The sequence below is a fragment of the Citrobacter sp. KH_055_1 genome (assembly GCF_057838705.1).
Window position 1 is genome coordinate 4,046,139 of sequence record NZ_CM174473.1, and the last position, 26,349, is coordinate 4,072,487.

Genomic DNA, 26,349 nt, shown 5'->3' on the forward strand with positions numbered 1-26,349 from the left:
CCACCCTACTTCCACAAACGAAATTCATCGTTTTCCACGGGTTGCGTCTCTTTTGCTTTGGGCCGAGCCAGTGCGTGCCAGTCAAGATGACGCGTCAGGAACATAATCCCGCACAGTGCCAATAACAGCACGCCGGTTCCCAGTAGCAAAGAACTGTCCTGCGAACGCAGTAACACCCACATCACCCCGTCCAGTGCCAACAGCGCCAGGGTGAACAGAATACTGTTACGCCACCCTTGTAATACCGCCTGTAAATACACGCCGTTCATCAGGGCACCAATCAGGCTGGCAATAATCCACGCCGCGGTAAAACCAATATGTTCTGACAGTGCCAGCAACAGCAGATAAAACATCACCAGCGATAACCCTACCAACAGATACTGCATGGGGTGCAGGCGCAGACTGGTCATACTCTCAAGCACAAAGAAAGACATAAAAGTCAGTACGATCAGTAAGATGGCATACTTCGTTGCTCTGTCGGTCAGCTGATATTGATCGGCCGGTGTAGCTACCGCCACGCTAAACGCTGGCATTCCCTGCCAGCCAATTTTTTCCCCATCAAAACGATCACCGAGGTTATTGGCAAACCAGCTGCTTTGCCATTGGGCCGTAAACCCTGATGCACTAACTTCACGCTTCGTGGGCAAAAAATCCCCCAGAAAATTGGGATGCGGCCAGTTACTGGTTAGGGTCATTTCGCTGTTACGTCCAATGGGGACAACGGAAAAATCCCCGGTACCGTTCAGATTAAGCGACAGCGCCAGACTAAGGTTTTGCTTCGTCCATTCCGCATCCGGCAGCGGAATGTGGATCCCCTGCGCACGCCCATCAAGCCCCGTTCCCGGCTCAACGGCCAGCGACGTCCCGTTAATCTGCGGCACTTTCACCACGCCAATCCCGCGTGCGTCGCCGACGCCAACCACAATAAACGGTTTCCCTAACGTTATATTAGGGTGATGCAATTCACTCAGCCGTTCCGCATTGAACTCCGCGTTCAACGACACATCGTTATGCCAGACCTGGCCCTCATAAATGCCGACTTTACGTCCTTCAACATTTTGATTGCCCTCAACCATCAACGACTCCGGCAGCCAGAAATGGATATAGCTGCGCTTTTGCGAGACTTCTTTACCGTCTTCCAGCGAGGTATAAAGTTCGGTCACGGGGATAGCAATTAGCGGCCCAACTAACTTCTGCGGCCCACTGGTACTCTGCCGGATAGCATCTTCGACCTCATTACGGTAATCCGATCGCTCAACGATTATCTGCCTGACCATCGTCAGAGGAATTAACAGCAACAGCATGGCGCCACCTAAGGTGACGATTTTCCAGAACAGGGGGGATTTCAACATAGCGTTCTCCTTTGCAATGACGACAAGGTAGAACGGCTATGTGCGCAGAATTTGAAGTTATGTGAAGTGACGGTGAAGTGTGAACGACGCCTGTACTCCGCCTTCGGGGCGATTACTCAGTGTCACATCGCCGTCAAACAGACGGGCGACTTCGCTGACAAACGCCAGCCCCAGACCGCTGCTCTTGTGACCATTCTCGCGGGGCAGTGAATAAAATCGTTCAAAAATGCGCGGTAACGCAAAATCAGGGATCCCGCTGCCGCTGTCCGTCACCTGCAACGAGACTTTTTCTCCTTGCTGCGGCGCACTCAGGACAATGGTCCCCTGTTCAGGAGTAAAGTCGATGGCGTTATCCAGCAGATTGCCCATGGCCTGCTCCAGCAGCGCAGGTTCAGCCGCAACCACCCATGATGAGGGCTCAATGTTGAGCGTGATATGTTTAGCAGACAACTGGACGCTACGCGACTCGCGCAACTGGGCAAACAGTGCATCAACCGCAACGGGCGTAAACGCAACATCCTGCCGGTTTTCCAGCCGCGCCTGGCGCAACAGGGTTTCGACCAGTGCCTGCATACGCGCATTTTGCGTCAGAATATTTTCGGTAAAACGTGCCACCACGTCAGGTGGCGGCCCTTCACGTAAAATCTCCGCCGCGCCACGAATAGCCGCCAGCGGGCTTTTCAGTTCATGGGTTAAGGCATACACATACTGCTCAATGTAATTCTTACCCTCCAGCTTCAGGCGCATACTTTCCAGCGCCTGCGCCAGTTTTCGCAATTCACTGCTGCCTAAATCCGGTAACGCGACGGGCCGATTCTCCGTCACCGAGTCAGCATAGCGCGCCAGCCGGGCAATAGAGCGGTTGATCCACCATACCATTCCCACGCCAATCACTAATGCGATCCCCAGCAACACCGCGCTCGCCCACAGCATCCGCCGCTCGCTGCGTTTAATTACCGGTGCCATTGCCGCATTGGGCTTCCCGACGCTAAGCACCCCAATAATGCGCTCACCGTCGATAATCGGTGCCGCAACGTACATCACCGAGCTTTCCGGGTCAGCCGGATTTTGCAGCGTACTGCGCGCGCCATATTGCCCGCGCAGCGTTAACCACACGTCGTTCCAGCGGGAATAATCTTCCCCTACTGCTTTATTGGCGGAATCAAACAACACCTTGCCCTGAGCATCTGTCATGTAGACGTGATACTCATTGCGCACTTTGTTAATGCCGCTGATGTTGGCACGAAAAGGGCGGTTATGCAGTTGCGAGAAGGCCTGCGCCAACTTGCCGTTGGCAGCAGAACCAGAAAGTACGTCGTCGCGTGCCAGCGCCGCTAACAGCGTGGCGGTGTCAATCAGCGTGCCTTCGGTGGCCCGGCGTACGCCAGGTTTAATCTCCTGCACAAAAATAGACAGAACAAACCAGGCGGCAACGGCGACAATCAAAAAGTAGCCCAGCAGCAGTCGCATGCCAATGCGCATCAGGCGTTCCTCAGGCTGTATCCCATCCCGCGATGCGTGTTAATCGGCGAGAGATCCGGATTAATAGCCCGCAGTTTGGCGCGCAGTGTTTTGATGTGCGTGTCCACCGTTCTGTCGTAGGTATCCTGCGCATCGGCCCAAACTAAATCCATCAGTTGCTGGCGCGAGTAGATACGCCCCGGCGACATCAGCAAGGTTTTCAGCAACAGGAACTCATAGCGCGTCAGGTTTAACGGACAGCCAAACCACGCAATCTGCGCGGCGGGTTCATTGAGTTCAAAATTGCCAAAACGCGCTGCCGATGGCGGTGCTGCAAATTTCCTCACCCGCCGCAGCAGCGTGCGCACCCGGGCGCACACCTCGCGCGGCGAGAAGGGTTTGGCGACGTAATCATCCGCGCCAATCTCCAGACCTAACAGGCGGTCCACTTCATCGCTGCGGGCGGTCAGAAAAAGAACCGGCAGCGCCGGGTGGCGCTCCAGCAGACGTCGGCACAGTTCAAAACCGCTGATATCAGGCAGTCCGACGTCGAGGATTATCGCATCCGGGCATCGCTGACGCGCGCTTTCCAGCACCGGCAGTCCACGCTCAAACGCTTCCACGCTAAAACCTTCCTGTTGCAGCATGTAGATAAGCGTATCCGCGATACCCTGCTCATCCTCAACCAACCAGATCAACGCCTGTTGCATTTTGCTTCCTTGTTACTGCCGCCACGGCATGATGGGCACCGCGCTGATGGCATTTTTCGGCGAACCGTCGACAACCTTGTCGGAATAGGCCAGATACGCCAGCGTGTTGCGTTTTTCATCATAAAAACGCACCACCTGTAATGATTTAAACACCAGCGACGTCCGTTTCTTAAAGACGACTTCGCCCTGCGCTTTACCGTTCTTGATTCTGTCGCTTAGCTCAACCGGCCCCACCTGCTGGCAGGAAATGGCGGCATCGGAGGTATCTTCAGCCAGCCCTAACCCGCCCTTAATGCCACCGGTTTTTGCGCGGCTAACATAGCAGGTCACATTGGTTACATCGGGATCGTCAAACGCTTCGACGACGATTTTATGATCCGGTCCAAACATTTTAAATACCGTATCGACAGAACCAATCTGCTCCGCATGGGCCACCTGCGCCAACAACAGCAAAATTGAGGAAATGACTAAGCTCTTATATTTCATATTGTTACCATTTTTAAAAGTTGCCCTGAGCAATTATTCAACATTCTAAAATAAAATGTATACAGATCACAGGATTACAATAATCACGCTTTCGTATGTCCGAAAACAGCATTTATGAGCAAAAAAAACACTGAATGCTAAAACAGCAAAAAATGCTATTATCCTCTTACCTGACGTCAGGTACTCGCTGTTGAAAGGATGAGGATATTTTATGGATCAGGCTGGCATTATTCGCGACCTATTAATCTGGCTGGAAGGTCATCTGGATCAGCCTCTGTCGCTTGACAATGTGGCGGCAAAAGCAGGCTATTCCAAGTGGCATCTGCAGAGAATGTTTAAGGACGTGACGGGCCACGCTATTGGTGCCTACATCCGCGCCCGTCGTTTATCGAAGTCCGCTGTGGCGCTACGCCTGACTGCGCGTCCGATTCTGGATATTGCCCTGCAATACCGTTTTGACTCTCAACAGACGTTTACCCGTGCGTTCAAAAAACAATTCGCTCAGACGCCTGCACTGTACCGCCGCTCGCCGGAATGGAGCGCTTTTGGTATTCGCCCACCGATGCGACTCGGGGAATTTGCGATGCCAGCGCATCAGTTCGTGACGCTGGAAGACACGCAGTTGCTCGGCACCACGCAAAGCTACTCTTGCTCGCTGGAACAGATTTCCGACTTCCGTCATGAAATGCGTATTCAGTTCTGGCGCGACTTCCTGAGCCAGGCTCCTGCCATTCCGCCGGTGCTGTACGGACTCAACGAAACGCGTCCGAGTTTTGAAAAAGATGACGAGCAGGAAGTCTTCTATACCACCGCACTCACGCCAGAACAGGCCAGCGGCTATGTACCGTCCGCGCAGCCAATCCTGTTGCAGGGCGGCGAATATGTCATGTTTACCTATGAAGGCCTGGGAACGGGCGTGCAGGAATTTATTCTGACAGTGTATGGCACCTGTATGCCAATGCTGAACCTGACCCGTCGTAAAGGTCAGGATATAGAGCGATACTACCCGGCAGAAGATGCCAAAGCAGGCGATCGCCCTATTAACCTACGCTGCGAATTCCTGATTCCTATTCGCCGTTAGCGCTGTAGCTCATCCAACGCAGGGGCGTCCAGATGCGAGATGTCCCCTGCCGTTTCGACCACCCAACCCGGCGCAAGCCATAAACTTTCCTGATAATCGACGCGGGAAATCGAGCAGTTGCGCAGACGCAGCCGACGCTCAGCCCAGGCGGGCAGTCCCAGAATCGTACTCACCAGGCAACCCAGCGCAATACCGTGGCTTACCAGCAATGGGCGGCTCCCTTGCGGCAGTTCCAGACAAGATGCCAGCGCGGCGTTAACACGATCGGCCAGTTCCTGCATGGATTCCCCATCCGGAATACGACCATCAACCGTGCCGTTGACTAACTGGCGACGCCAGCCCTCTTCCTCTGGCGTCAGAGAGTCGATGTGGCGCTTTTCCAGCACCCCCATATTCAGCTCGCGCAGGCGGGCGTCGAAGGTGATATCACAGCCACACGCCTGGGCGATGATTTCTGCGGTGCGTCGTGTACGACCTAAATCGCTACTGATGACGTGAGTAATGCCAAGCGAGCGGGCGCGTTCGCCAACCTGCATAGCTTGCTGTTCACCTTTAGCGGTCAGCGGGCTGTCTGACTGGCCTTGAATACGTCGCTCGGCGTTCCACTGCGTTTCACCGTGGCGAACAAGGTATACCTGTAACATGCGTTTTTTCCGTTATACTGCGATGCGATGAATTTTCAAACTGAGCTTAATTATGCACAAGGTTATCTCTGCGACCACCAATCCTGCCAAAATTCAGGCAATTCTTCGGGCATTTGAAGAGATTTTCGGTGAAGGATCCTGCCATATTGAACCCGTCGCCGTCGAGAGCGGTGTGCCGGAACAACCTTTTGGAAGTCAGGAAACGCGCACTGGCGCACGAAATCGCATAGATAACGCACGCCGCCTGCATCCGCAGGCCGATTTCTGGGTGGCCATTGAAGCCGGCATTGACGATGACGCGACCTTCAGCTGGGTGGTGATTGATAATGGCGTTCAGCGCGGTGAAGCGCGTTCCGCTACGCTGCCGCTGCCGGCGGTGATTCTCGACAGAGTCCGTCAGGGAGAAGCGCTCGGTCCGGTGATGTCACAGTACACTGGCATTGACGAGATAGGCCGTAAAGAAGGGGCGATTGGCGTGTTTACCGCCGGGAAGTTAACCCGTGCCAGCGTCTATCACCAGGCGGTGATCCTGGCGCTCAGCCCGTTCCATAACGCGGTGTATCGGTAATTATTTGCGCTACGTTGTAGGCCTGATAAGCACTGCGCCATCAGGCAATTCAATCTTTTCCGAGCAGCACCTGTTCCAGCCACTGACGCAGCTCGACCGGCGCAGTTTTGAGGCTATTGGACCCACGCGTTATGGTCGCAATACCGGCCCCAAGCTCGTTTTTCAACTCGCGTTGGCTCATCTCGCCGCGCAGCAGTTCTTCAATAATGCGCACGCGAGTCCCCAGCGCTTCGCGCTCATCAGGCGTTAACATCAAATTGAGCAATGGCTGGTGTAAATCTTGCTCATAAGCGTGTTTAAGCAGGTCGACAAAACGTAACCACTCCTGGTGACGCTGTTCTGCCATCTCTGCTGAATAGGGTGATTGCTGAGTCATAAGATATCGCCATCGTTGCGGGGGAGGCGCGATTGCCTCCCCCTTTGTACTCTTTAACGAGTACGATAGCATAACACACTCACCACGATCAGTAACGGCGTTGCCATTCTGCGTCGTTCATCAATTCCGGCTTATCACCGAGGAAGTAACGATAGTAGGCATCGTAAGCCAGCACGTTTTTCACGTACCCACGGGTCTCGGAGAACGGGATGCTTTCTACAAAGGCCACCGCGTCAATGCGCCCTGCACTGTTGCCAAGCCAGGTACGAACGCGACCCGGTCCGGCGTTATAGGCTGCTGAAGCAAAGATGCGGTTATTGCCAAACTGTTGATACACATACTGTAAATAGCTGGTGCCGATGTTGATATTGGTCTCAGGATCCAACAGCTGATTCGGACTGCTGTAACCCGGAATCGAGAACATCTTCACTGTATGCGTCGCCGTACCCGGCATTATTTGCATCAACCCGCTGGCACCCACCGGCGATTTTACCTTCGGGTTCCAGGCACTTTCCTGACGGGCAATGGCCATCGCGTAGCTTGGCTGAATGTCTTTCCCGCTGGTGTAACGGGTAAACAGATCTTTGTAGGCCAGCGGGAAACGCTCTTCCAGATGATCCCAGAGTTTGCCAGCGATCGTGGCCTGCACGCTCAGATCCCACCAATGGTTGTTAAACGCATAACGCGCCAGCTGCGCCTGCTCAGACTTGGTGCGGCTGGTGACCAGATTCGCCCACTCGCTGCGCGCGGTGTTGTCCATGTTCCAGTACATCAACTCACGTACGCGCGCCATCTCCGGTCCCTGCGTCAGGGCAGCGTCAACATCCGCAGGCGCTTTGTCGATTTTCAGCGTGTATTCTTCACCAAGGCGCTGTGCTGCCACCATCGGATAGAAGCCACGCTGCTGCATCAGCGCATGCAGGATCTCTTTCGCTTCGGCGTCACGTCCGCGCTCCAGCAGCAGATCCGCCTGCCAGTAACGCCATTCATCTTTTTCCTTCGCGTCCATCGGCAGGCGCGCCAGCCAGGTATTCAGCCCTCGACGATCGCCAGTTCCCAGCGCCATCCGCACGCGGCGCTCCACAAGCGTGGTGGATTGTGAGCGCATAATCGCATCATCGCGCCATTTGGCCTGCTCGTCAGTGACGTCGTTGCCCATCAGACGCCAGGCGACGATATCTCGCAGCTCCTGAGTTTGATCGTCATTTAACTGCTGCGCCTGCGCCAATGATGGGATCATCAAACGTGCATTTTCCGCGTCCTGACGCGCTACGCTGGCAAACGCCACCGCCGCCATCTGACGGGTAAAATCCGTAGCGCCGGTGGTGCGCGCAAACGTCATCACCGAGTTAGGGTTGTTTGCCAGTGCAATAATCGCTGAAGCAATGGTCTGATAATCCGCTGGCATTTGTCCGGCCAGCGCGGTAACCAGTCCGGTATTACCCGCCTTCATCGCCAGGCGAATACGTTCAAGATACGCTAACGGATCCTGAGTCCCCGATGCCCGCCATACGCCGAATAATTTGTCACAGGCGTTGGGCTGACTCTTCCCGGTCAGCCAAAGATCTTTTGCACCTTGCCAGGCTTCTTCGGCCTGCCCGGTACTCCATTTCGCATAGTAGTAATTACATTGCGCTTCGGTGGTGCCGGGCTTATCCGGGCTGAATGCTAACAACCCTCGCCAGTCTTCCCGACGTGCCAATTCGTTCACGAAGCGCGATTGCAATGTGCGTGCAGGCGGCAGCGTTGGATTAGCGCGCACAAAATTGGTGACGGTAACGGTGGGCTGATTCATCAGATCGTCAGTAATCTGGCGATATTCAAGGTAGGGATACAGAGGATAGCTTTTCAGGCCCGGCATCATCTGCTCGACGACGTCCATCTGCCGGTTATCCCAGGCCTGCTTAATTTGTGCATAGCGATTGCGCTGTTCATCCAGAGAATCCGCTCGCGCCACTTGACTGATCGTCAGCAGACATACGCTGGCTGCCAGCAGGCGCCAGGCTACGTGTTTGGCTTTGTCCACAAGCTCTTCCTCTTATCGTGTTACGACTGTGCAGCATCATGCCGCTTAATAGATTCATGCTAATCAGACATTGCAGAAAGTGCCACGTTCCGGACACTTTTTTACTTTTGTTGCGAGTGAGATCTGCTGGCTGGGATTGAGCAATGAAAAAGGCTACACTTCGCCTTTGATAACTATTCATCACCCTACTCAAAATCATTCTGGCTGCATCAAGGCGGCAAGAGAGAAAATCCCTGCGAGCATAGATGGCTATGTGACCAGGGTTTTCGAATGCAGCCAACACAGAGGCAGCCTGAAGGATGAAGAGTATATAAAAGAGGCGAAGTCCAACGTGGCTCAATTCGTTTATACCATGCATCGTGTCGGCAAAGTCGTTCCGCCGAAACGTCATATTCTTAAAAACATCTCTCTGAGCTTCTTCCCGGGTGCCAAAATCGGTGTACTCGGTCTGAACGGCGCGGGTAAATCCACCCTGCTGCGCATCATGGCCGGTATTGATACCGACATCGAGGGCGAAGCTCGTCCACAGCCGGGCCTCAAGATCGGTTACCTGCCTCAGGAGCCGAAGCTGAATCCGGAACATACCGTGCGTGAGTCCGTTGAAGAAGCGGTCGCCGACGTGGTTAACGCCCTGAAAGGCCTGGATGAAGTGTACGCGAAGTACGCCGAGCCGGATGCCGACTTCGATAAGCTTGCCGCACAGCAGGGTAAATTCGAAGAAATTATTCAGGCACACGACGGCCACAACCTGAACGTGCAGCTGGAGCGCGCCGCTGACGCACTCCGTCTGCCGGACTGGGATGCCAAAATTGAGAAGCTGTCCGGGGGTGAACGCCGCCGCGTCGCACTGTGCCGCCTGCTGCTGGAAAAACCAGACATGCTGCTGCTCGACGAACCGACCAACCACCTGGATGCAGAATCCGTGGCATGGCTGGAACGCTTCCTGCACGACTTCGAAGGGACCGTGGTGGCAATTACCCACGACCGTTACTTCCTCGATAACGTGGCTGGCTGGATCCTGGAGCTTGACCGCGGTGAAGGTATTCCGTGGGAAGGTAACTACTCTTCCTGGCTGGAGCAGAAAGATCAGCGTCTGGCGCAGGAAGCCTCTCAGGAAGCGGCTCGCCGTAAATCCATTGAGAAAGAGCTGGAGTGGGTACGCCAGGGTGCAAAAGGCCGTCAGTCGAAGGGTAAAGCCCGTCTGGCACGCTTTGAAGAGCTCAACAATACCGAATACCAGAAGCGTAACGAAACCAACGAACTGTTTATCCCACCAGGACCTCGTCTGGGCGATAAAGTCGTTGAGGTTACCAACCTGCGTAAATCCTACGGCGACCGCGTCCTGATCGACGACCTGAGCTTCTCGGTACCGAAAGGCGCTATCGTCGGGATCATCGGTCCGAACGGCGCGGGTAAATCCACCCTGTTCCGCATGCTCTCCGGTGAAGAACAGCCAGATAGCGGCACCATTGAACTGGGTGAAACCGTGAAACTGGCCTCCGTTGACCAGTTCCGTGACGCAATGGATAACAGCAAAACCGTGTGGGAAGAAGTGTCCGGCGGGCTGGATATCATGAAGATCGGCAACACCGAAATGCCAAGCCGCGCTTACGTAGGCCGCTTCAACTTCAAAGGTGTTGATCAGGGTAAACGCGTCGGCGAGTTGTCCGGTGGTGAGCGTGGTCGTCTGCACCTGGCGAAGCTGCTGCAGGTTGGCGGCAACATGCTGCTGCTCGATGAACCGACCAACGACCTGGATATCGAAACCCTGCGCGCGCTGGAAAACGCCCTGCTGGAGTTCCCGGGCTGCGCAATGGTTATCTCGCACGACCGTTGGTTCCTCGACCGTATCGCCACCCACATTCTGGATTACCAGGATGAAGGCAAAGTCGAGTTCTTCGAAGGTAACTTTACCGAATACGAAGAGTACAAGAAACGCACGCTGGGCGCAGATGCGCTGGAACCGAAGCGTATCAAGTACAAGCGTATTTCTAAGTAATTGCCGTTAAGTGCCGGATGGCACTGTGCGTGTCCGGCCTACGAGGTGAGTGCAACTTGTAGGCCGGACAACGCGTTTACGCCGCCATCCGGCATTAAAATCTATCCCTGCTCACCCATCAATTCTTTCACCAGCTCCACGCAGCGCAGGAAGCGGCCGTCATAGTCAGGCTCCTCGACGTGGACAAAATCGATGTTATTTTCCTGCAGCATTTCCACCAGCAGCGACTGAAACGCCTTACGGTCAACCGAGCTGCCCAGACTGCGTAGCCCATCTGCCACCCACGGCGTGTTATTTTCCAGCAGAATCACCAGGTCAAAGCGGTACTCGTCGATCAGCGCCTGCACAAACGGGTGCTCACGCCCTTCGTACTTTTTACAGAACGCCTGCGTCGTGACAAAGTCGGTGTCGATAAATGCCACTTTATTGGCATATTTAACTGCAAAATCAATGTATTGTGCTTGTCCAAGCGCGATTTTATCGTAATCGGAATACTGCAGCGCCATCTCATCGCCGCCCAAATGGGAGAAGACGTAATCACGGCCATATTCCCACGCACTGGTGGTGTTGAAGATATTGGCGAGTTTGTTCACCAGCGTCGATTTTCCGCTCGACTCACCGCCGAGGATCGCCACGGTGCGCACGAAAAACGGTTTCACCTCGGTGGGAATATACTCCCAGTAGCGAAACGGGTTCTCACGGATTTGCCCGCCGCTGATGCTCATGAATGTGCGCTTGGGATCGACCAGCACCGTTTCGATTCCCAGATGTTCCAGATACTGCGGCGCATCGGCTTCTTCAGAGGTGTAGATCCAGTTTGGCTGGATCCCTTTCTCCTGCATAAACGTTTTTATGCCGTTACTCCAGACATCCCAGCCGTGCGGATAGGGCTCCATGCCTTCTTCATTAAAGGCATGAATACGGATATTTTTCTGATATTTGAAGGTTTGCAGCAGCCAGCGAAGACGGTCAGAAACTGTGGGCTGCTGTGACATGGCGCTGTCTTCAAACAGGCTACGGTCGCGCGTTTCGTCATAGCCCATGATGATATGCAGCTCGTCAACCTGGCTACAGGCGCGCTGGATCAGATAAATATGCCCGGTATGCAGCGGATAAAACTTACCGAATACCACACCGATATTTTTCTGCTGACGGGGAAACTCAAGCCCGAGAAAACGGTGCAGCGCCTCCAGCTTTTGCGCGCTGGGGCTTTTGATTTTAGCATTCAGCAGTTGGCTTAAATATCCCTTGGTCATACCACTGGCATCCGCCACCTGTTGCAAGGTACAGCCCTTTTGCTTAATGGCGGTTTTGAGATAGTCGAACGATGACACAAGAGCCTCCTGCTGGAAAAATCGCGTAACACTGCCTGATGGCGCTTCGCTTATCAGGCCTACAGGGTGAAACAAATAATTACCCTATGGATTTCTGGTGGCAGCCAACACACCTGCCGACAGAAAGACGACGGGTAATGAATTATAAGTCGTCAAACACGTTTAACGCATCCGCGAGCTTTTTAACGCCAAAAACCTGCATTCCTTCCGGCACCTTTTTCGGCACATTGGCGGCAGGGACAATCGCCCGACGGAAACCGTGCTTCGCCGCTTCAGAAATTCGCTCCTGGCCGCTGGGAACCGGGCGAATCTCCCCCGCCAACCCCACTTCGCCAAAGACCACGAGATCGTGCGGTAGCGGCCTGTCGCGCAGGCTGGAAACCATCGCCAGCAGTAACGCAAGATCGGCGCTGGTTTCGGTGACTTTGACGCCGCCAACCACGTTAACGAACACGTCCTGGTCAGACATTTGCAGGCCGCCGTGACGGTGCAACACTGCCAGCAAGATCGCCAAACGGTTTTGTTCCAACCCGACAGCTACGCGCCGAGGATTCGCCATCATCGAGTGATCGACCAGCGCCTGAATCTCCACCAGCAGTGGACGCGTCCCTTCCCAGACCACCATCACCGAGCTGCCGGAGGTCACTTCATCGCCACGGCTTAAGAAAATAGCGGAAGGGTTGCTGACTTCGCGCAGGCCCTGTTCGGTCATGGCGAAGACGCCAAGCTCATTCACCGCACCAAAGCGGTTTTTATGGCTACGCAGGGTACGGAAACGAGAATCCGCATCGCCGTCAAGCAGCACCGAGCAGTCAATGCAGTGCTCCAGTACTTTTGGCCCAGCCAGAGAGCCATCTTTGGTGACGTGACCGACCATGACAATCGCCACGCCGCGCGTTTTAGCAAAGCGCGTCAGGTATGCGGCGGTTTCACGCACCTGCGCCACGCTGCCCGGCGAAGACTGAATATCCGCCATGTGCATCACCTGAATGGAGTCGATGACCATCAGCTTTGGCTGCTCTTCCTCTGCAATCAGGCAAATCTGCTCAATGCTGGTTTCTGACAGCATATTCAAATTTGCCGTCGGCAGACCGAGTCGATGGGCGCGCATCGCCACCTGTTGCAGCGATTCTTCCCCGGTGACGTACAGGGTCTTCATCTGCTCGGCAAGCTTGCACAGCGTTTGCAGCAGCAGGGTGGATTTCCCGGCGCCTGGATTACCGCCGATCAGAATGGCACTGCCGGGCACCACACCGCCGCCCAGCACGCGGTCAAACTCTTTAAAACCGGTAGAAAAACGCGGCAGCTCTTCCAGACTGATATCCGCCAGCTTTTGCACCTTAGCGACGCCTGCATTACCGGCATAGCCGCTGAGGCGCTCGTTACGTGCCACCGTCGGTGACGCCGCAAGACGCACCTCGGTGATGCTGTTCCAGGCCTGACAGGCGCTACATTGCCCCTGCCAGCGCGGATAATCGGCCCCGCATTCATTACATACAAAGGCGCGTTTAGGAGCTTTTGCCACGTTTTACCTCGTTATTTCTGGTTCATGCTACCGGAGAGAATGCAGAACACCCCCATCAGGTCAGCGTGACGGATAGTAATCTCTGTCTTTTCATTCACTTTCGGCTTAGCATGGTAGGCGATCCCCAGCCCTGCCGTTTTGATCATCGGCAGATCGTTAGCGCCGTCGCCAATCGCCACCGTTTGCGTCATTGGGATTTCATATTCCTGCGCCAGTCGGGTCAGGGTGGTGGCCTTGTACTGAGCATCGACGATATCGCCAATCACGTTGCCGGTAAATTTCCCGTCCATGATCTCCAGCTCGTTCGCCACAACCGCCGTCAGGCGCAGCTTTTCGCGCAGATATTCAGCAAAGAAGGTAAAGCCACCGGAGGCTATCGCGACTTTCCAGCCCAGCGTTTCCAGCTTCAGCACCAGTTGCGTTAAGCCGGGCATCAGCGGGAGATTTTCACGTACCTGCATCAAAATATTGGCATCCGCACCCTTCAGCGTGGCGACGCGGCTGCGCAGGCTGGCGGTAAAATCCAGCTCCCCACGCATCGCGCGTTCCGTCACTTCTGCGACCATCTCGCCGGTTCCGGCCAGTTTAGCGATTTCGTCAATGCACTCGATCTGGATCGCCGTCGAATCCATGTCCATCACCAGCAGGCCTGGCGTGCGCAAATGCGGGATTTTCCCCAGCGGGGCAACATCCAGTTTGGCATCATGCGCCAGTTTTGTTGCCCGCGGCGTTAACGATCCCGCGAGGCGAATCACCTGATAATCCTCGACGCACCAGGCCGCCACAATCACCATCGCCGCCCCCAGTTTGCTCTGGTATTGCGTTAAGCGTTGTTTATCCAGCCCACGACCATACAGCAGCCAGCCGCTACGGCCCGCGTGGTAATCCAGTGGCATCACTTCATCACCACTTAAAGAGAGGGGCAGACCTGGCCACAGAGAGACATCTTCAGGTAGATCGCACCAGGTAATGTTAGGCATTAAAGCTCCTGTAAAATCGTTCGGGTCGGAATCATCAGGGGAAAATAACGCATGAGGCTACCCTGTAACCAGCGCTTCTGGCAACATTAAGTCTCAAATTTTCAGCAGGTGGAATATGGCTCGCGCAAAACTGAAATTCCGACTTCATCGTGCAGTGATTGTATTGTCCTGCCTCGCGCTGCTCGTCGCCCTGATGCAGGGCGCGTCGTGGTTTAGTCAAAACCATCAACAGCAGCGAAATCCGCAGCTGGAAGAGCTGGCCCGCACGCTGGCCCGCCAGGTTGCATTAAACGTCGCGCCGCTGATGCGTACCGAAACGCCGGATGAAAAACGCATCGCTGTCGTGCTGCGCCAACTCACCGACGAGAGCCGTATTCTCGATGCGGGCGTCTATGATGAACAGGGCGATCTCATTACGCATGCCGGTGAGAGCGTGAATGTTCGCGACCGGCTGGCGCTGGACGGTAAAAAAGCCGGGGGCTATTTTAATCAGCAAATTGTCGAACCCATTCAGGGCAAAAATGGTCCGCTGGGCTACCTGCGCCTGACGCTGGATACCCACACCCTTGCCACCGAGGCCAAACAGGTGGATAACACCACCAACATTCTACGCCTGATGCTGCTCCTGTCACTGGCGATTGGCGTGGTATTAACCCGGACATTACTGCAAGGTAAGCGCACCCGCTGGCAACAATCGCCGTTCCTGCTGACCGCCAACAAACCGGTGCAGGAAGAAGACAGCGAGAAAAAAGAGTAATTCACCAGGAAGGAAATCAACCATGACCACATTACGCCTGCTTATCTCCGACTCTTACGATCCGTGGTTTAATCTGGCGGTTGAAGAGTGCATTTTTCGTCAAATGCCCGCCACGCAGCGCGTGCTGTTTTTATGGCGCAACGCCGATACGGTGGTCATAGGCCGGGCGCAAAACCCGTGGAAAGAGTGCAATACCCGACGCATGGAAGAGGATAACGTCCGGCTGGCTCGCCGTAGCAGCGGCGGCGGCGCGGTGTTTCACGATCTCGGTAATACCTGCTTTACCTTTATGGCAGGCAAACCGGAATACGACAAAACCATCTCCACCACTATCGTACTCAATGCCCTGAACGCACTGGGCGTCAACGCTGACGCCTCCGGGCGTAACGATCTGGTGGTCAAAACGGCCGAAGGCGATCGCAAAGTTTCAGGTTCGGCGTATCGAGAAACCAAAGATCGCGGGTTCCACCACGGTACGCTGTTGCTGAATGCCGACCTCAGTCGTCTGGCGAATTACCTCAACCCTGATCAGAAAAAGCTTCAGGCGAAGGGGATCACCTCCGTGCGTGGTCGGGTCGCGAATCTGGTTGAACTGCTACCTGAGATCACTCATGAAAAAATCTGTGAAGCCGTGACCGACGCCTTTTTCCAACACTACGGCGAACGCGTAGCGGCTGAAATTATTTCCCCGGATAACACGCCGGATCTGCCCAACTTCGCCGAAACGTTTGCCCGCCAGAGCAGTTGGGAGTGGAACTTTGGTCAGGCCCCTGCCTTCTCTCATCTGCTGGATGAGCGTTTTACCTGGGGTGGCGTCGAGTTACATTTCGACGTGGAGAAAGGCCATATCACCCGCGCGCAGGTCTTTACCGACAGCCTCAATCCCGCGCCATTAGAAGCGCTGGCGGGCAGCTTGCAAGGGTGTCTGTATCGGGCGGACAGGCTGCAACAGGAGTGCGAGGCGTTGATTAGCGATTTCCCGCAACAGGAAAAAGAGCTACGAGAACTGTCGGCGTGGATAGCGAGCGCGGTACGCTAATAAAAAAGCCCGCTGGCGCTGTGCTTAGCGGGCCTACAAAACCGTAGGCCGGGTCAGGCGAAGCCGCCCCCCGGCACTAAAGATATTACTCTTTATCGCCCAGCAGCACGGATTCCAGCGCGATTTTGATCATGTCGTTGAAGGTCGTCTGACGTTCAGCAGCCGTGGTCTGCTCGTGAGTACGGATATGGTCGGACACGGTGCAAATGGTCAGCGCTTTCGCACCAAACTCAGCCGCAACACCGTAGATACCCGCCGCTTCCATTTCCACGCCCAGCACGCCGTATTTTTCCATCACGTCGAACATTTCGCCGTCCGGAGAGTAGAACAGGTCAGCGGAGAACAGGTTCCCCACGCGCGCGTCTACGCCCAGCGCTTTGGCCGCATCAACAGCATTACGCACCATGTCGAAGTCAGCAATAGCGGCAAAGTCATGATCTTTAAAGCGGATACGGTTAACTTTGGAGTCGGTGCAAGCACCCATTCCAATCACCACGTCACGCAGTTTGACGTCCATACGCACAGCGCCACAGGAGCCTACGCGGATGATTTTCTTCACGCCGAAATCGGTGATCAGTTCTTTGGTGTAGATGGAACAGGATGGGATACCCATACCATGACCCATGACGGAGATCTTACGGCCTTTGTAAGTCCCGGTGAAACCTAACATGCCGCGAACGTTGTTCACTTCACGGACATCTTCGAGGAAAGTTTCAGCAATGTGCTTCGCACGCAGCGGGTCGCCAGGCATCAATACGACGTCAGCGAAATCACCCATTTCTGCATTAATATGTGGAGTTGCCATCTTTTATCCTTATTTCGTTGTTATTGCCTGATGGCGGCTACGCCTTATCAGGCCTACAAAACCGTAGGCCCGGTAAGCTTGCGCCACCGGGCAATTGCATTACAGCATGTTTTTACCGTAGTCCATCGGCGACGTGCCAAAGTAGCTCGCCAGCGTCTGACCGATATCCGCGAAGGTTTCGCGGTGACCCAGTGAACCCGGTTTGACTTTCGGGCCATAGATCAACACCGGAATGTGCTCACGAGTGTGGTCAGTGCCCGGCCAGCTTGGGTCACAGCCGTGGTCAGCGGTCAGGATCAGAATGTCATCTTCCCCCACCAGCTCCATCAGCTCAGGCAGGCGGCGGTCGAACAGCTCCAGGCCTGCGGCATAGCCGGCGATATCGCGACGATGGCCCCAGGAAGAGTCGAAGTCGACGAAGTTGGTGAAGACGATGGTCTCATCACCCGCTTCTTTCATCTCTTTGATGGTGGCGTCGAACAGCGCGTCCAGACCGGTCGCTTTCACTTTTTTAGTGATACCGCAGTTCGCGTAAATGTCAGCAATCTTACCTACAGAGACAACATGGCCTTTTTTCTCGTCGACCAGTTTCTGCAGAACGGTCGCCGCTGGCGGTTCTACGGCCAGGTCGTGACGGTTACCGGTACGTTGGAAGTTACCGGCTTTATCACCAATAAACGGACGGGCGATCACGCGACCAATGTTGTAGCCGCCTTCGGTCAGTTCTTCACGGGCGATTTCGCACAGCTCGTAGAGTTTATCCAGACCGTAGGTCTCTTCGTGACAGGCAATCTGGAACACGGAGTCAGCGGAGGTATAGAAAATCGGCTTGCCGGTTTTCATATGTTCTTCGCCCAGTTGATCCAGAATGACCGTACCGGAAGAGTGGCAGTTGCCGAGGTAGCCCGGCAGGTTGGCGCGCTTAACCAGTTTGTCCAGCAGCTCCTGCGGGAAGCTGTTTTCATGATCGGAGAAGTAACCCCAGTCAAACAACACCGGCACACCGGCGATTTCCCAGTGACCAGACGGCGTGTCTTTGCCGGAAGAGAGTTCATGCGCCCATGCGTAGGCACCGATCACTTCTGCATTACCGTCCATTCCGGCGGCAATTTTACCTGTAGAACCTTCGTGAGCTTTCACCAGGCCCAGACGGGTCAGGTTAGGCAAATTCAGCGGACCTTTGCGACCATTGTCAGCTTCGCCTTTCGCACAGGCTTCTGCAATATGCCCCATAGTATCGGCGCCAACATCGCCAAAGCGGTCAGCGTCTTCAGTCGCACCTATACCAAAGGAGTCCAGCACCATAATAAATGCACGTTTCATATTATTCTCCGTACCTTTTGCGCCGCAAAAAAGCGATCAGATCAGTATACAGTTATTCGGTTATACGACGATAGACTGTCGGTGTAATTTCTGGCGCTTTGTCGTCAAGACTGATTGCCGCTTTGACCGCTTTCGCCGCTTCCTGCCAGCTGGCTTCATCTTTGGCATGGATCACCGCCAGCGGACGCTGCCCGTCTACGCTGTCGCCCAGACGCGCCATGTCGCTAAAGCCGACGCTGTAATCAATGGTGTCCGATGCCTGACGACGACCGCCGCCCATGGAAACTACCGCCATCCCCAGCGCACGGGTATCCATTGCGCTAACAAAACCTTCGGTATCAGCATATACAGCTTTGCTGAGCATTGCCGTCGGCAGATACTTCGCATAATTTTCCACGAAGTCGGTCGGACCTTTTTGCGCCGCGACCATGCGACCAAAAATTTCCGCCGCTTTACCGTTATCCAATACCGCCTGCAGCTTGGCGCGGGCTTCGGCATCGTCTTTCGCCAGTTTGCCGGAGATCAGCATTTCCACACTCAGCGCCATGGTGACGTCTAACAAACGTGGATTGCGGTATTCACCGGTCAGGAACTGCACGGCTTCGCGGACTTCTACTGCGTTACCGGCGCTGGAAGCCAGCACCTGGTTCATATCGGTTAACAGTGCGGTGGTACGCACGCCTGCCCCGTTCGCCACGCCGACAATTGCTTCAGCAAGGGCTTCTGAAAGTTCGTAGGTTGGCATAAAGGCGCCGCTACCAACTTTCACGTCCATGACCAGCGCATCCAGCCCTTCCGCCAGCTTTTTCGCCAGGATCGAACCGGTGATCAGCGGAATGGAATCCACCGTCGCGGTAATGTCACGGGTGGCATAAAAACGTTTATCCGCCGGTGCGAGCGAGCTGGTTTGCCCAATAATCGCCACACCCACGTCTTTAATAATTTCACGGAAACGCGCGTCATCCGGGAAGATGTCAAATCCCGGGATCGCTTCCAGTTTATCCAGCGTACCGCCGGTATGACCCAGACCCCGCCCGGAAATCATCGGAATATAGCCGCCGCATGCTGCGACCATTGGACCTAACATCAGTGACGTTACATCACCCACGCCGCCGGTAGAGTGCTTATCCACAATCGGGCCGTTCAGCTGCAGACTCTTCCAGTCCAGCACGGTTCCTGAATCACGCATTGCCATGGTCAGCGAAACACGCTCAGGCATTGTCATATCGTGGAAGAAAATGGTCATCGCCAGGGCGGCGATTTGCCCTTCAGAGATGGTGTTGTCGCGAATACCGTTAATAAAGAAACGAATTTCTTCATCACTCAGCGCATGACCATCACGTTTTTTACGAATAATTTCTTGTGCGAGAAACAAGGGAACCTCCCGATTATGGGCCGGGTAAGCAATGCGCCACCCGGCAAGTCGTATTCATGCCGGATGGCGGCTTGCGCCTTATCCGGCCTACGATGGGCAATAAAAACTTAGTAGCTGCTTGCGCTCTTACCGTCGCCGTGACCCAGCGCCTTCAGCAAGCTTGCCAGCAGGCTGGATGCGCCAAAGCGATAGTGACGGGAATCCGCCCAGTCTGCGCCAAACAGTTCATCAGCAATGGCGAGGAATTGCTGCGCGTCTTCCGCAGTACGCACGCCGCCAGCCGGTTTGAAACCAACGGTTTTCGAAACGCCCATATCGCGGATCACTTCCATCATGATGCGTGCGCTTTCCGGCGTCGCATTAACCGGGACTTTACCGGTAGAGGTCTTGATGAAATCAGCCCCTGCTTTGATGGAGATTTCAGATGCTTTGCGAATCAACGCTTCTTCTTTCAGTTCACCGGTTTCGATGATCACTTTCAGCAGCACGTTTGCCGCTGCACACGCCTCTTTACAGGCTTTCACCAGGTCAAAACCGACCTGCTCATTACCGGCGATCAGCGCACGATACGGGAATACCACATCAACTTCGTCTGCGCCGTAGGCAATCGCTGCACGGGTTTCTGCCAGCGCAATATCGATGTCATCGTTGCCGTGCGGGAAGTTGGTTACCGTTGCAATACGGATATCCGGCGTGCCCTGCTCGTTCAGCGTTTTACGCGCAATAGGGATGAAACGCGGATAGATACAGATTGCCGCCGTGTTACCCACTGGGGTTTTTGCCTGATGACACAGCGCGATCACTTTTTCGTTGGTGTCGTCATCATTCAGGGTGGTCAGGTCCATCAGTTTCAGGGCACGCAGGCTGCTTGCTGTTAAATCGGTCATAACATTCTCCAACGGCATCGCCGTATAAAATTTCACCTTGCGAGTTTGTTAGTATTCTAACATCCACTCGCTATTACACTTCGATATACATCACAGTTAATGAAAACCACATACAGATTTGCATTACTCTAATGAGATCTACTTCAAATAATCGAGCTTTACTGGCGCGAAGCGATGGCATCAGGCGCATCCGGATCAAAGGTTGAGGATCGGTTGCTTCCTACAATGTTGCTTAACCTTCGGCACATAAAGGAATCGACGATGCCCACTTCAAGCGAACTCGCGCTGCAACAGCGCTGCCAACAAATCGTGACCAGTCCGGTGCTCAGCCCTGAGCAGAAACGCCACTTTCTGGCGCTGGAGGCAGAAAACGCACTGCCTTATCCGCAGTTGCCTGCTGAAGCACGCCAGGCGTTGGATGACGGGGTTATCTGCGATATGTACGAAGGTCATGCCCCGTTCAAACCACGTTATGTTTTGCCCAATTATGCGCATTTTCTGGCCAACGGTTCAGCCTGGCTGGAGCTGGAAGGTGCACAGGATCTTGATGACGCTTTATCCTTGCTCACCATTCTGTACCACCATGTTCCGTCAGTGACGTCGATGCCGGTGTACCTTGGTCAGCTCGATGCCCTGCTGCAACCATATGTTAGAATTCTAACACAAGAAGAGATCGATATTCGAATAAAACGTTTCTGGCGGTATCTCGACAGAACCCTGCCAGACGCCTTTATGCATGCCAATATTGGCCCGGCCGATACGCCGATCACCCGCGCCATTTTACGTGCAGATGCAGAGCTAAAGCAGGTCTCGCCTAATCTTACCTTTATTTATGATCCACAAATCACACCTGACGACCTGCTGCTGAACGTGGCACAAAATATTTGCGAATGCAGTAAACCGCATATTTCCAACGGTCCTGAAAATGATAAAATTTTCACAAAAGGCCATTATGGCGTCGTCAGTTGTTACAACTCGCTGCCGCTGGCGGGCGGCGGAAGTACGCTGGTTAGGCTGAATCTGAAAGCCATCGCAGAGCGCAGCACGTCTGTCGATGACTTCTTTACGCACACCCTACCGCACTATTGCCAGCAGCAAATTGCCATCATTGATTCACGGTGTGAATTCCTCTATGAGAAATCACATTTCTTTGAGAATAGCTTCCTGGTGCAGGAAGGGTTGATTGATCCCGAACGTTTTGTGCCGATGTTTGGTATGTACGGCCTGGCGGAGGCGGTAAACCTGCTGTGTGAGAAGGCCGGGCTGAACGCACGCTACGGCAAAGATGAGAGCGCTAATGAGATGGGCTATCGGATCAGCGCCCAGCTTGCCGACTTTGTGGCCAACACACCGGTGAAATACGGCTGGCAGCAGCGGGCGATGCTGCATGCGCAGTCGGGGATCAGTTCAGACATTGGCACCACGCCGGGCGCGCGTCTGCCGTATGGCGACGAGCCGGATCCTATTACTCATCTGCAAACCGTGGCCCCGCATCACGCGTATTATCACGCCGGGATCAGCGACATCCTCACGCTGGATGAAACCATCAAGCGTAACCCACAGGCGCTGGTACAGCTTTGCCTGGGCGCGTTTAAAGCCGGAATGCGTGAATTTACCGCCAACGTCAGCGGTAACGATCTGGTCCGCGTCACCGGTTATATGGTGCGACTGTCGGATCTGGAAAAATACCGTGCCGAAGGCTCACGCACCAACACCACCTGGCTGGGCGAAGAGGCCGCTCGCAATACTCGCATTTTGGAACGTCAACCTCGCGTGATGAGTCATGAACAGCAGATGCGCTTCAGTAAGTAGGCTGATCCCTTTCTCCTGCGTCGACGGGCCGGGCAGTCGCCTGGCCCTGTTCCTGCAAGGGTGCAATCTGCGCTGTAAAAATTGCCACAATCCGTGGACGATGGGGCGATGCAACGATTGCGGGGAGTGCGTACTGCATTGTCCACATGACGCCTTAAGTCTGAGTGCGGGAAAAGTGTGGTGGCAGTCCGATGTTTGCCAGCAGTGCGACACCTGCCTACAAATGTGCCCGCAGCAGGCCACGCCAATGACGCAGACGATGAGCGTCGATGAGGTGCTGCATCACATTCGTAAGGCATCGTTGTTTATTGAAGGGATAACCGTGAGCGGCGGTGAGGCGACAACGCAGCTTCCTTTCGTGATTGCGCTGTTCTCAGCGATCAAAGCCGATCCGCACCTGCAACACCTAACCTGCATGGTGGACAGCAACGGCATGCTGCGTGAAACCGGCTGGGAGAAGCTGCTGCCGGTTTGCGATGGTGTCATGCTAGATTTAAAAACCTGGGACAGCGCATGTCATTTACAGCTCACCGGGCGCGATAACGCGGCAATCAAGCGCAGTATTCTCTTTCTGGCCGAGCGGGGAAAACTGGCGGAGCTTCGCCTGCTGGTCATTCCCGGACACGTTGATTACCTGCAGCACGTTGATGCGCTGGCCGCGTTTATTCACCGCCTGGGCAACATTCCCGTGCGGCTTAACGCGTTTCATGCGCATGGCGTGTATGGTGAAGCCAAAGCCTGGCCGAGCGCGACGCCAGAGGACGTGGAAGAATTGGCAAAGGAATTACGGGCACGCGAGGTTGATAACCTGATTTTCCCGGCGTTATATCTGTGACTTGCCGGATGCGACGCCAAAGCGTCTTATCCGGCCTACAAGCGGCGTCGCCCGCAGTCAAACATTAAACAACGTCGTCGTATTGCGATACAACGCCTCGGCGATGACCTCTGCGGGCTCCGGGCGCAGCTCACATAATACTTCAAACACCCTGGTGACCTGCTCCGGGCGATTGGGCTGACCCTGAAAGCCGTTGAGCGGCATATCCGGCGCATCGGTTTCCAGCAGCAAGGATCCCAGCGGCAGCCGCGCCATCACCTCGCGCGTTTTGCTGGCACGGGGATAGGTAATGGTTCCGCCCACGCCAATTTTATATCCCAGCTGCACAAAGCGTTCCGCCTGCTGCAAGCTCCCGGCAAAGCCATGCACTACGCCGGTACGCGGTAGCGCATGGCGCTTAAGGTGCATCGCCAGTTTGTCATGAGTACGTCGTGAATGCAGGATCACCGGCAGTTCGTAGCGCTTCGCCAGTTGAAGCTGCGCGTCCAGCATCCTTTCCTGCTTGTCGAACTGCGGATCGTCACGATACAAATCCAGTCCTATCTCCCCTACCGCCACCACCTTCTGTACACGCTTTTCCAGCGCCTGTTGCAACTGGTCCAGGGCATCATCGTCATGATGTTCAATCACAATCGGATGTAAACCCAAAGCTGCAAATAGCGGGGGGTAGGTTTGCGCCAACGCCAGCACGCGGGAAAAGTTCGACGCCTCGGTCGCCGGCATAATAATGCGGCTCACACCGGCTTCAATTGCCCGCTGAATGCTGGCAGGTTCGTCGCCGGTGAACGGCGGAAAATCAAAATGACAATGCGTATCGATAAACCGATAGCTCACGCCAGATCCTCATGGCTAAACGTCGTGTCGTTGGCCTGAGGTGCATCGGCCACCACCGGTATAAGGGCATCGTTGGCAACCGGTGCCGGAGGGACCACCACCGGTCCAGGCACCATAATCTTCGGCGTCTGGCGGGGCAACGGTGTGTTTTTCGCCAACAGTTTACCGACGGTCGCCAAAAAGTAACGTCCGCACAGGCGTCCGGTTTTATAGTCTTCCCGCAGGGCCGGAATTCGGCTTCCCAGCGCCATACTGTGGAGCGGCTTGGGCGGATAGATCTCAAAGATACGCAGTTTACCCGGCGGTTTTTCAATAAAACTCTGAATGGCGCGGTAGCTGGCCTCATGATGCTGCACCAGATTGACCAGCGGTTGCAGGCTGCTTTCCCCCAGCCAACGTTCCATGCGTTTGAACCACTGCGGGGTGTAGTACATTTGCGAGGGCACGGTGCGGATCACCACCAGCGTTTTCGCCCCCTGCTTTACCGCCTGCTGAACGGGGATGGCGTCACTGACCCCACCATCCAGATAGTTCACGCCGTCCAGCACTACCCCGCTACGATAAAATCCAGGAATGGCGCTGGACGCACGCAGAAGGTCGAGCCAGTTTTGTCGGTTCGGCGAAAAATAACCCGGCGTGTAGTCATCTCCGCGACAGGCGCACATGTAAAACGCTTTTCCCGCGGCAAATAACTGTTCGGCATGGTCTATCGCCAGCGGCATCTGCGCGGCGGTGGCCTCTACCAGCCAGTCGAGATCGATGAGATTTCCCCCGCGCACAAACCGCACCGGGTCAAAGAATTCACGTCGGGTGGTGTAGCGCATAATCACTTTGCGCCCGTAACCTGGCTGGTTACAGAGATAGGCCGACAGGTTTTGCGCACCAGCGGACGTCCCGTAGAAGAGATCAAAAGGATTAAACTGCGCGCGCATAAACTCGTCCAGCACGCCCGCGGTAAAAATGCCTCTTTGCCCTCCGCCCTCGCACACCAGCGCCATGCTGCCGGGTTGAAACGGACGTAACGATAACGGCGCAATATTACCGAGCGTGACGGGTATTCTCTGCCCCACCTCTGCCTTCCTGTTTTTTTTATGATAGAGCGACAAAGTAACGCAAATTACGTATCACTAAAACCGTAAAAGCCAGTCCGCTGGACTGGCTGAGTAGCAATTTTTCTTTACGGTTTACCAACTAGGGTCGTTTACGCCCGGTAAACAGGCTGACCAGGAACAAGATAATCCCCACCACGAAGACAATTTTCGCTGCACCTGCAGCGGTACCCGCCAGTCCACCAAAGCCCAGAGCGGCGGCAATTAACGCGATAACCAGAAATATGATGCCCCAACGAAACATACGCTTCTCCTTTACCATAGTTAATGTCAACCGCTTGATATGGGCGCTCAGGCCGCCCATTGCGATATTTTAGTGTGGTGCACAACGCGCCTTCCGACAAATATCAGGTTGGCGAATTAAGTCGAATTACTGAGTTTTGAGGTCGTTTTTAACGCTTTTCACGCCATCAACGGCTTTGGCGATACTCTCAGCGCGCTCGATTTGCGCCTGTGAGTCAACGGTGCCTGAAAGCTGAACCACGCCATCGGTGGTCTCCACTTTCACTTTGCGAGAAGGAACGATGTCATCAGCCAGCAATTTGGCTTTGACTTCACTGGTGGTTGCCGTATCGCCCGCATAGCCTTTTACAGAAGTGCTTTTGCTGTCACGCACGTGCAGTTTGTCGCTCACGGAGGTAACTCCCTCAACGCCTTTCGCCACTTTTACCGCTTCTTCTGCCTGCGCCTGGCTTTCAACAAATCCGCTTAACGTGACCACTTTCTGGTCTGTTTTAACCGAGATATCGGTGCTCTTAATGCTTTCGTGATCGACCAGCGCGGCTTTCACTTTTGCAGTAATGGAGCTGTCATCCATGAAATCGCCGACTTTATTCATCGAGCTATCAACTTTCTGCCCTGCGCTTTCAAGACCGGATTGCCCTTTATCGGTGGTCGCGTTTTCTGCAAATGCAGACCCCGTGGCAACAGCAGACGTCAGCATCACAGCCAGCAGCGTTTTTGAGATCTTCAGTTTTGTCATTGTCATCGATTTAATCCTTTTTTTGCTCATATCGATGCTCTGCCGCTTA

The 26,349-nt window shown here is 54.7% G+C and carries 25 protein-coding genes; 7 read left to right on the forward strand and 18 right to left on the reverse strand.

Annotated features, from left to right (window positions below; translation table 11 throughout):
* Positions 1-5: 5 nt before the first annotated feature.
* The 4 genes from creD to creA are packed head-to-tail and all read right to left on the reverse strand — an operon-like array spanning position 6 to position 4,009.
* Entirely contained in the window at positions 6-1,352 is a 1,347-nt protein-coding gene (creD, locus tag AC3ITF_RS19025; protein ID WP_115259515.1) for a cell envelope integrity protein CreD, read from the reverse strand.
* Positions 1,353-1,409: 57 nt separating this feature from the next.
* Positions 1,410-2,834, reverse strand: coding sequence for a two-component system sensor histidine kinase CreC (gene creC / locus AC3ITF_RS19030; RefSeq protein WP_181637238.1), 1,425 nt, complete (start codon positions 2,832-2,834; stop codon positions 1,410-1,412).
* The gene (creB, locus tag AC3ITF_RS19035; RefSeq protein WP_096758387.1) at positions 2,834-3,523 is read right to left on the reverse strand and encodes a two-component system response regulator CreB; all 690 of its coding nucleotides are present in this window, start codon (positions 3,521-3,523) and stop codon (positions 2,834-2,836) included. Before creB ends, creC begins: the two co-directional genes overlap by 1 nt.
* 12 nt (positions 3,524-3,535) lie before the next feature.
* A complete protein-coding gene (creA, locus tag AC3ITF_RS19040) occupies positions 3,536-4,009 on the reverse strand; it encodes a protein CreA (RefSeq protein WP_096758388.1) in 474 nt (157 codons plus the stop codon).
* A gap of 211 nt (positions 4,010-4,220) precedes the next feature.
* Here creA and robA point away from each other — a divergent pair, with 211 nt between their 5' ends.
* Complete coding sequence (robA, locus tag AC3ITF_RS19045) at positions 4,221-5,090, forward strand: MDR efflux pump AcrAB transcriptional activator RobA (RefSeq protein ID WP_096758389.1); 870 nt, start codon at positions 4,221-4,223, stop codon at positions 5,088-5,090.
* Here the strand turns inward: robA and gpmB are convergent.
* Positions 5,087-5,734: a 2,3-diphosphoglycerate-dependent phosphoglycerate mutase GpmB gene (gpmB, locus tag AC3ITF_RS19050; RefSeq protein WP_096758390.1), complete on the reverse strand. Its 648-nt coding sequence runs from the start codon at positions 5,732-5,734 to the stop codon at positions 5,087-5,089. The two genes, robA and gpmB, sit on opposite strands and share 4 nt — an antisense overlap.
* Positions 5,735-5,786: 52 nt before the next feature.
* On the opposite strand from gpmB, the gene yjjX reads away from it, so the two are divergent.
* Entirely contained in the window at positions 5,787-6,302 is a 516-nt protein-coding gene (gene yjjX, locus AC3ITF_RS19055; protein ID WP_096758391.1) for an inosine/xanthosine triphosphatase, read from the forward strand.
* A gap of 49 nt (positions 6,303-6,351) precedes the next feature.
* Here yjjX and trpR read toward each other — a convergent pair whose 3' ends face one another.
* Complete coding sequence (gene trpR, locus AC3ITF_RS19060; protein WP_096758392.1) at positions 6,352-6,678, reverse strand: trp operon repressor; 327 nt, start codon at positions 6,676-6,678, stop codon at positions 6,352-6,354.
* A gap of 88 nt (positions 6,679-6,766) precedes the next feature.
* The gene (gene sltY, locus AC3ITF_RS19065; protein ID WP_137399165.1) at positions 6,767-8,704 is read right to left on the reverse strand and encodes a murein transglycosylase; all 1,938 of its coding nucleotides are present in this window, start codon (positions 8,702-8,704) and stop codon (positions 6,767-6,769) included.
* 331 nt (positions 8,705-9,035) lie between these two features.
* Here sltY and ettA point away from each other — a divergent pair, with 331 nt between their 5' ends.
* Positions 9,036-10,703 (forward strand): energy-dependent translational throttle protein EttA, encoded by a 1,668-nt coding sequence (gene ettA, locus AC3ITF_RS19070; RefSeq protein ID WP_096758394.1) that lies wholly within the window; start codon positions 9,036-9,038, stop codon positions 10,701-10,703.
* Between the two features lie 101 nt (positions 10,704-10,804).
* On the opposite strand, the gene nadR is transcribed toward ettA, so the two are convergent.
* The 3 genes from nadR to serB form a co-directional block, all read right to left on the reverse strand.
* The gene (gene nadR / locus AC3ITF_RS19075) at positions 10,805-12,037 is read right to left on the reverse strand and encodes a multifunctional transcriptional regulator/nicotinamide-nucleotide adenylyltransferase/ribosylnicotinamide kinase NadR (RefSeq protein WP_135912622.1); all 1,233 of its coding nucleotides are present in this window, start codon (positions 12,035-12,037) and stop codon (positions 10,805-10,807) included.
* Positions 12,038-12,179: 142 nt separating this feature from the next.
* Positions 12,180-13,562, reverse strand: coding sequence for a DNA repair protein RadA (gene radA / locus AC3ITF_RS19080; protein WP_096758396.1), 1,383 nt, complete (start codon positions 13,560-13,562; stop codon positions 12,180-12,182).
* Between the two features lie 11 nt (positions 13,563-13,573).
* On the reverse strand, positions 13,574-14,542 hold the full coding sequence (gene serB, locus AC3ITF_RS19085) for a phosphoserine phosphatase (RefSeq protein WP_115259521.1): 969 nt from the start codon (positions 14,540-14,542) through the stop codon (positions 13,574-13,576).
* 115 nt (positions 14,543-14,657) lie between these two features.
* On the opposite strand from serB, the gene AC3ITF_RS19090 reads away from it, so the two are divergent.
* Positions 14,658-15,299: a YtjB family periplasmic protein gene (locus tag AC3ITF_RS19090; protein ID WP_096758398.1), complete on the forward strand. Its 642-nt coding sequence runs from the start codon at positions 14,658-14,660 to the stop codon at positions 15,297-15,299.
* 22 nt (positions 15,300-15,321) lie between these two features.
* On the forward strand, positions 15,322-16,338 hold the full coding sequence (gene lplA, locus AC3ITF_RS19095; RefSeq protein WP_489175931.1) for a lipoate--protein ligase: 1,017 nt from the start codon (positions 15,322-15,324) through the stop codon (positions 16,336-16,338).
* Positions 16,339-16,423: 85 nt separating this feature from the next.
* Here lplA and deoD read toward each other — a convergent pair whose 3' ends face one another.
* From deoD to deoC, 4 genes are all read right to left on the reverse strand, one after another.
* Positions 16,424-17,143: a purine-nucleoside phosphorylase gene (gene deoD, locus AC3ITF_RS19100; RefSeq protein ID WP_000224864.1), complete on the reverse strand. Its 720-nt coding sequence runs from the start codon at positions 17,141-17,143 to the stop codon at positions 16,424-16,426.
* A gap of 99 nt (positions 17,144-17,242) precedes the next feature.
* Positions 17,243-18,466: a phosphopentomutase gene (gene deoB, locus AC3ITF_RS19105; protein WP_096758401.1), complete on the reverse strand. Its 1,224-nt coding sequence runs from the start codon at positions 18,464-18,466 to the stop codon at positions 17,243-17,245.
* A gap of 52 nt (positions 18,467-18,518) precedes the next feature.
* Complete coding sequence (gene deoA, locus AC3ITF_RS19110; RefSeq protein ID WP_115259523.1) at positions 18,519-19,841, reverse strand: thymidine phosphorylase; 1,323 nt, start codon at positions 19,839-19,841, stop codon at positions 18,519-18,521.
* Between the two features lie 107 nt (positions 19,842-19,948).
* Positions 19,949-20,728: a deoxyribose-phosphate aldolase gene (gene deoC, locus AC3ITF_RS19115; protein ID WP_197970842.1), complete on the reverse strand. Its 780-nt coding sequence runs from the start codon at positions 20,726-20,728 to the stop codon at positions 19,949-19,951.
* A 261-nt stretch (positions 20,729-20,989) separates the two neighbouring features.
* Between deoC and AC3ITF_RS19120 the strand changes: the two genes are divergently transcribed.
* Together AC3ITF_RS19120 and AC3ITF_RS19125 are read left to right on the forward strand one after the other, a co-directional pair.
* On the forward strand, positions 20,990-22,540 hold the full coding sequence (locus AC3ITF_RS19120; protein WP_137362043.1) for a YjjI family glycine radical enzyme: 1,551 nt from the start codon (positions 20,990-20,992) through the stop codon (positions 22,538-22,540).
* A complete protein-coding gene (locus tag AC3ITF_RS19125; protein WP_489175932.1) occupies positions 22,512-23,375 on the forward strand; it encodes a YjjW family glycine radical enzyme activase in 864 nt (287 codons plus the stop codon). Before AC3ITF_RS19120 ends, AC3ITF_RS19125 begins: the two co-directional genes overlap by 29 nt.
* A gap of 57 nt (positions 23,376-23,432) precedes the next feature.
* Here AC3ITF_RS19125 and AC3ITF_RS19130 read toward each other — a convergent pair whose 3' ends face one another.
* The 4 genes from AC3ITF_RS19130 to osmY form a co-directional block, all read right to left on the reverse strand.
* A complete protein-coding gene (locus AC3ITF_RS19130) occupies positions 23,433-24,209 on the reverse strand; it encodes a metal-dependent hydrolase (protein ID WP_489175933.1) in 777 nt (258 codons plus the stop codon).
* Positions 24,206-25,279: a patatin-like phospholipase family protein gene (locus AC3ITF_RS19135; RefSeq protein WP_489175934.1), complete on the reverse strand. Its 1,074-nt coding sequence runs from the start codon at positions 25,277-25,279 to the stop codon at positions 24,206-24,208. The genes AC3ITF_RS19130 and AC3ITF_RS19135 overlap by 4 nt, the downstream gene beginning before the upstream one ends.
* 121 nt (positions 25,280-25,400) lie before the next feature.
* The gene (locus AC3ITF_RS19140; RefSeq protein WP_003019081.1) at positions 25,401-25,562 is read right to left on the reverse strand and encodes a DUF1328 domain-containing protein; all 162 of its coding nucleotides are present in this window, start codon (positions 25,560-25,562) and stop codon (positions 25,401-25,403) included.
* 126 nt (positions 25,563-25,688) lie between these two features.
* Positions 25,689-26,306 carry a molecular chaperone OsmY gene (osmY, locus tag AC3ITF_RS19145; protein ID WP_115259528.1) on the reverse strand — a complete coding sequence of 206 codons (618 nt, stop codon included), beginning with the start codon at positions 26,304-26,306 and terminating at the stop codon, positions 25,689-25,691.
* Positions 26,307-26,349 lie beyond the last annotated feature (43 nt).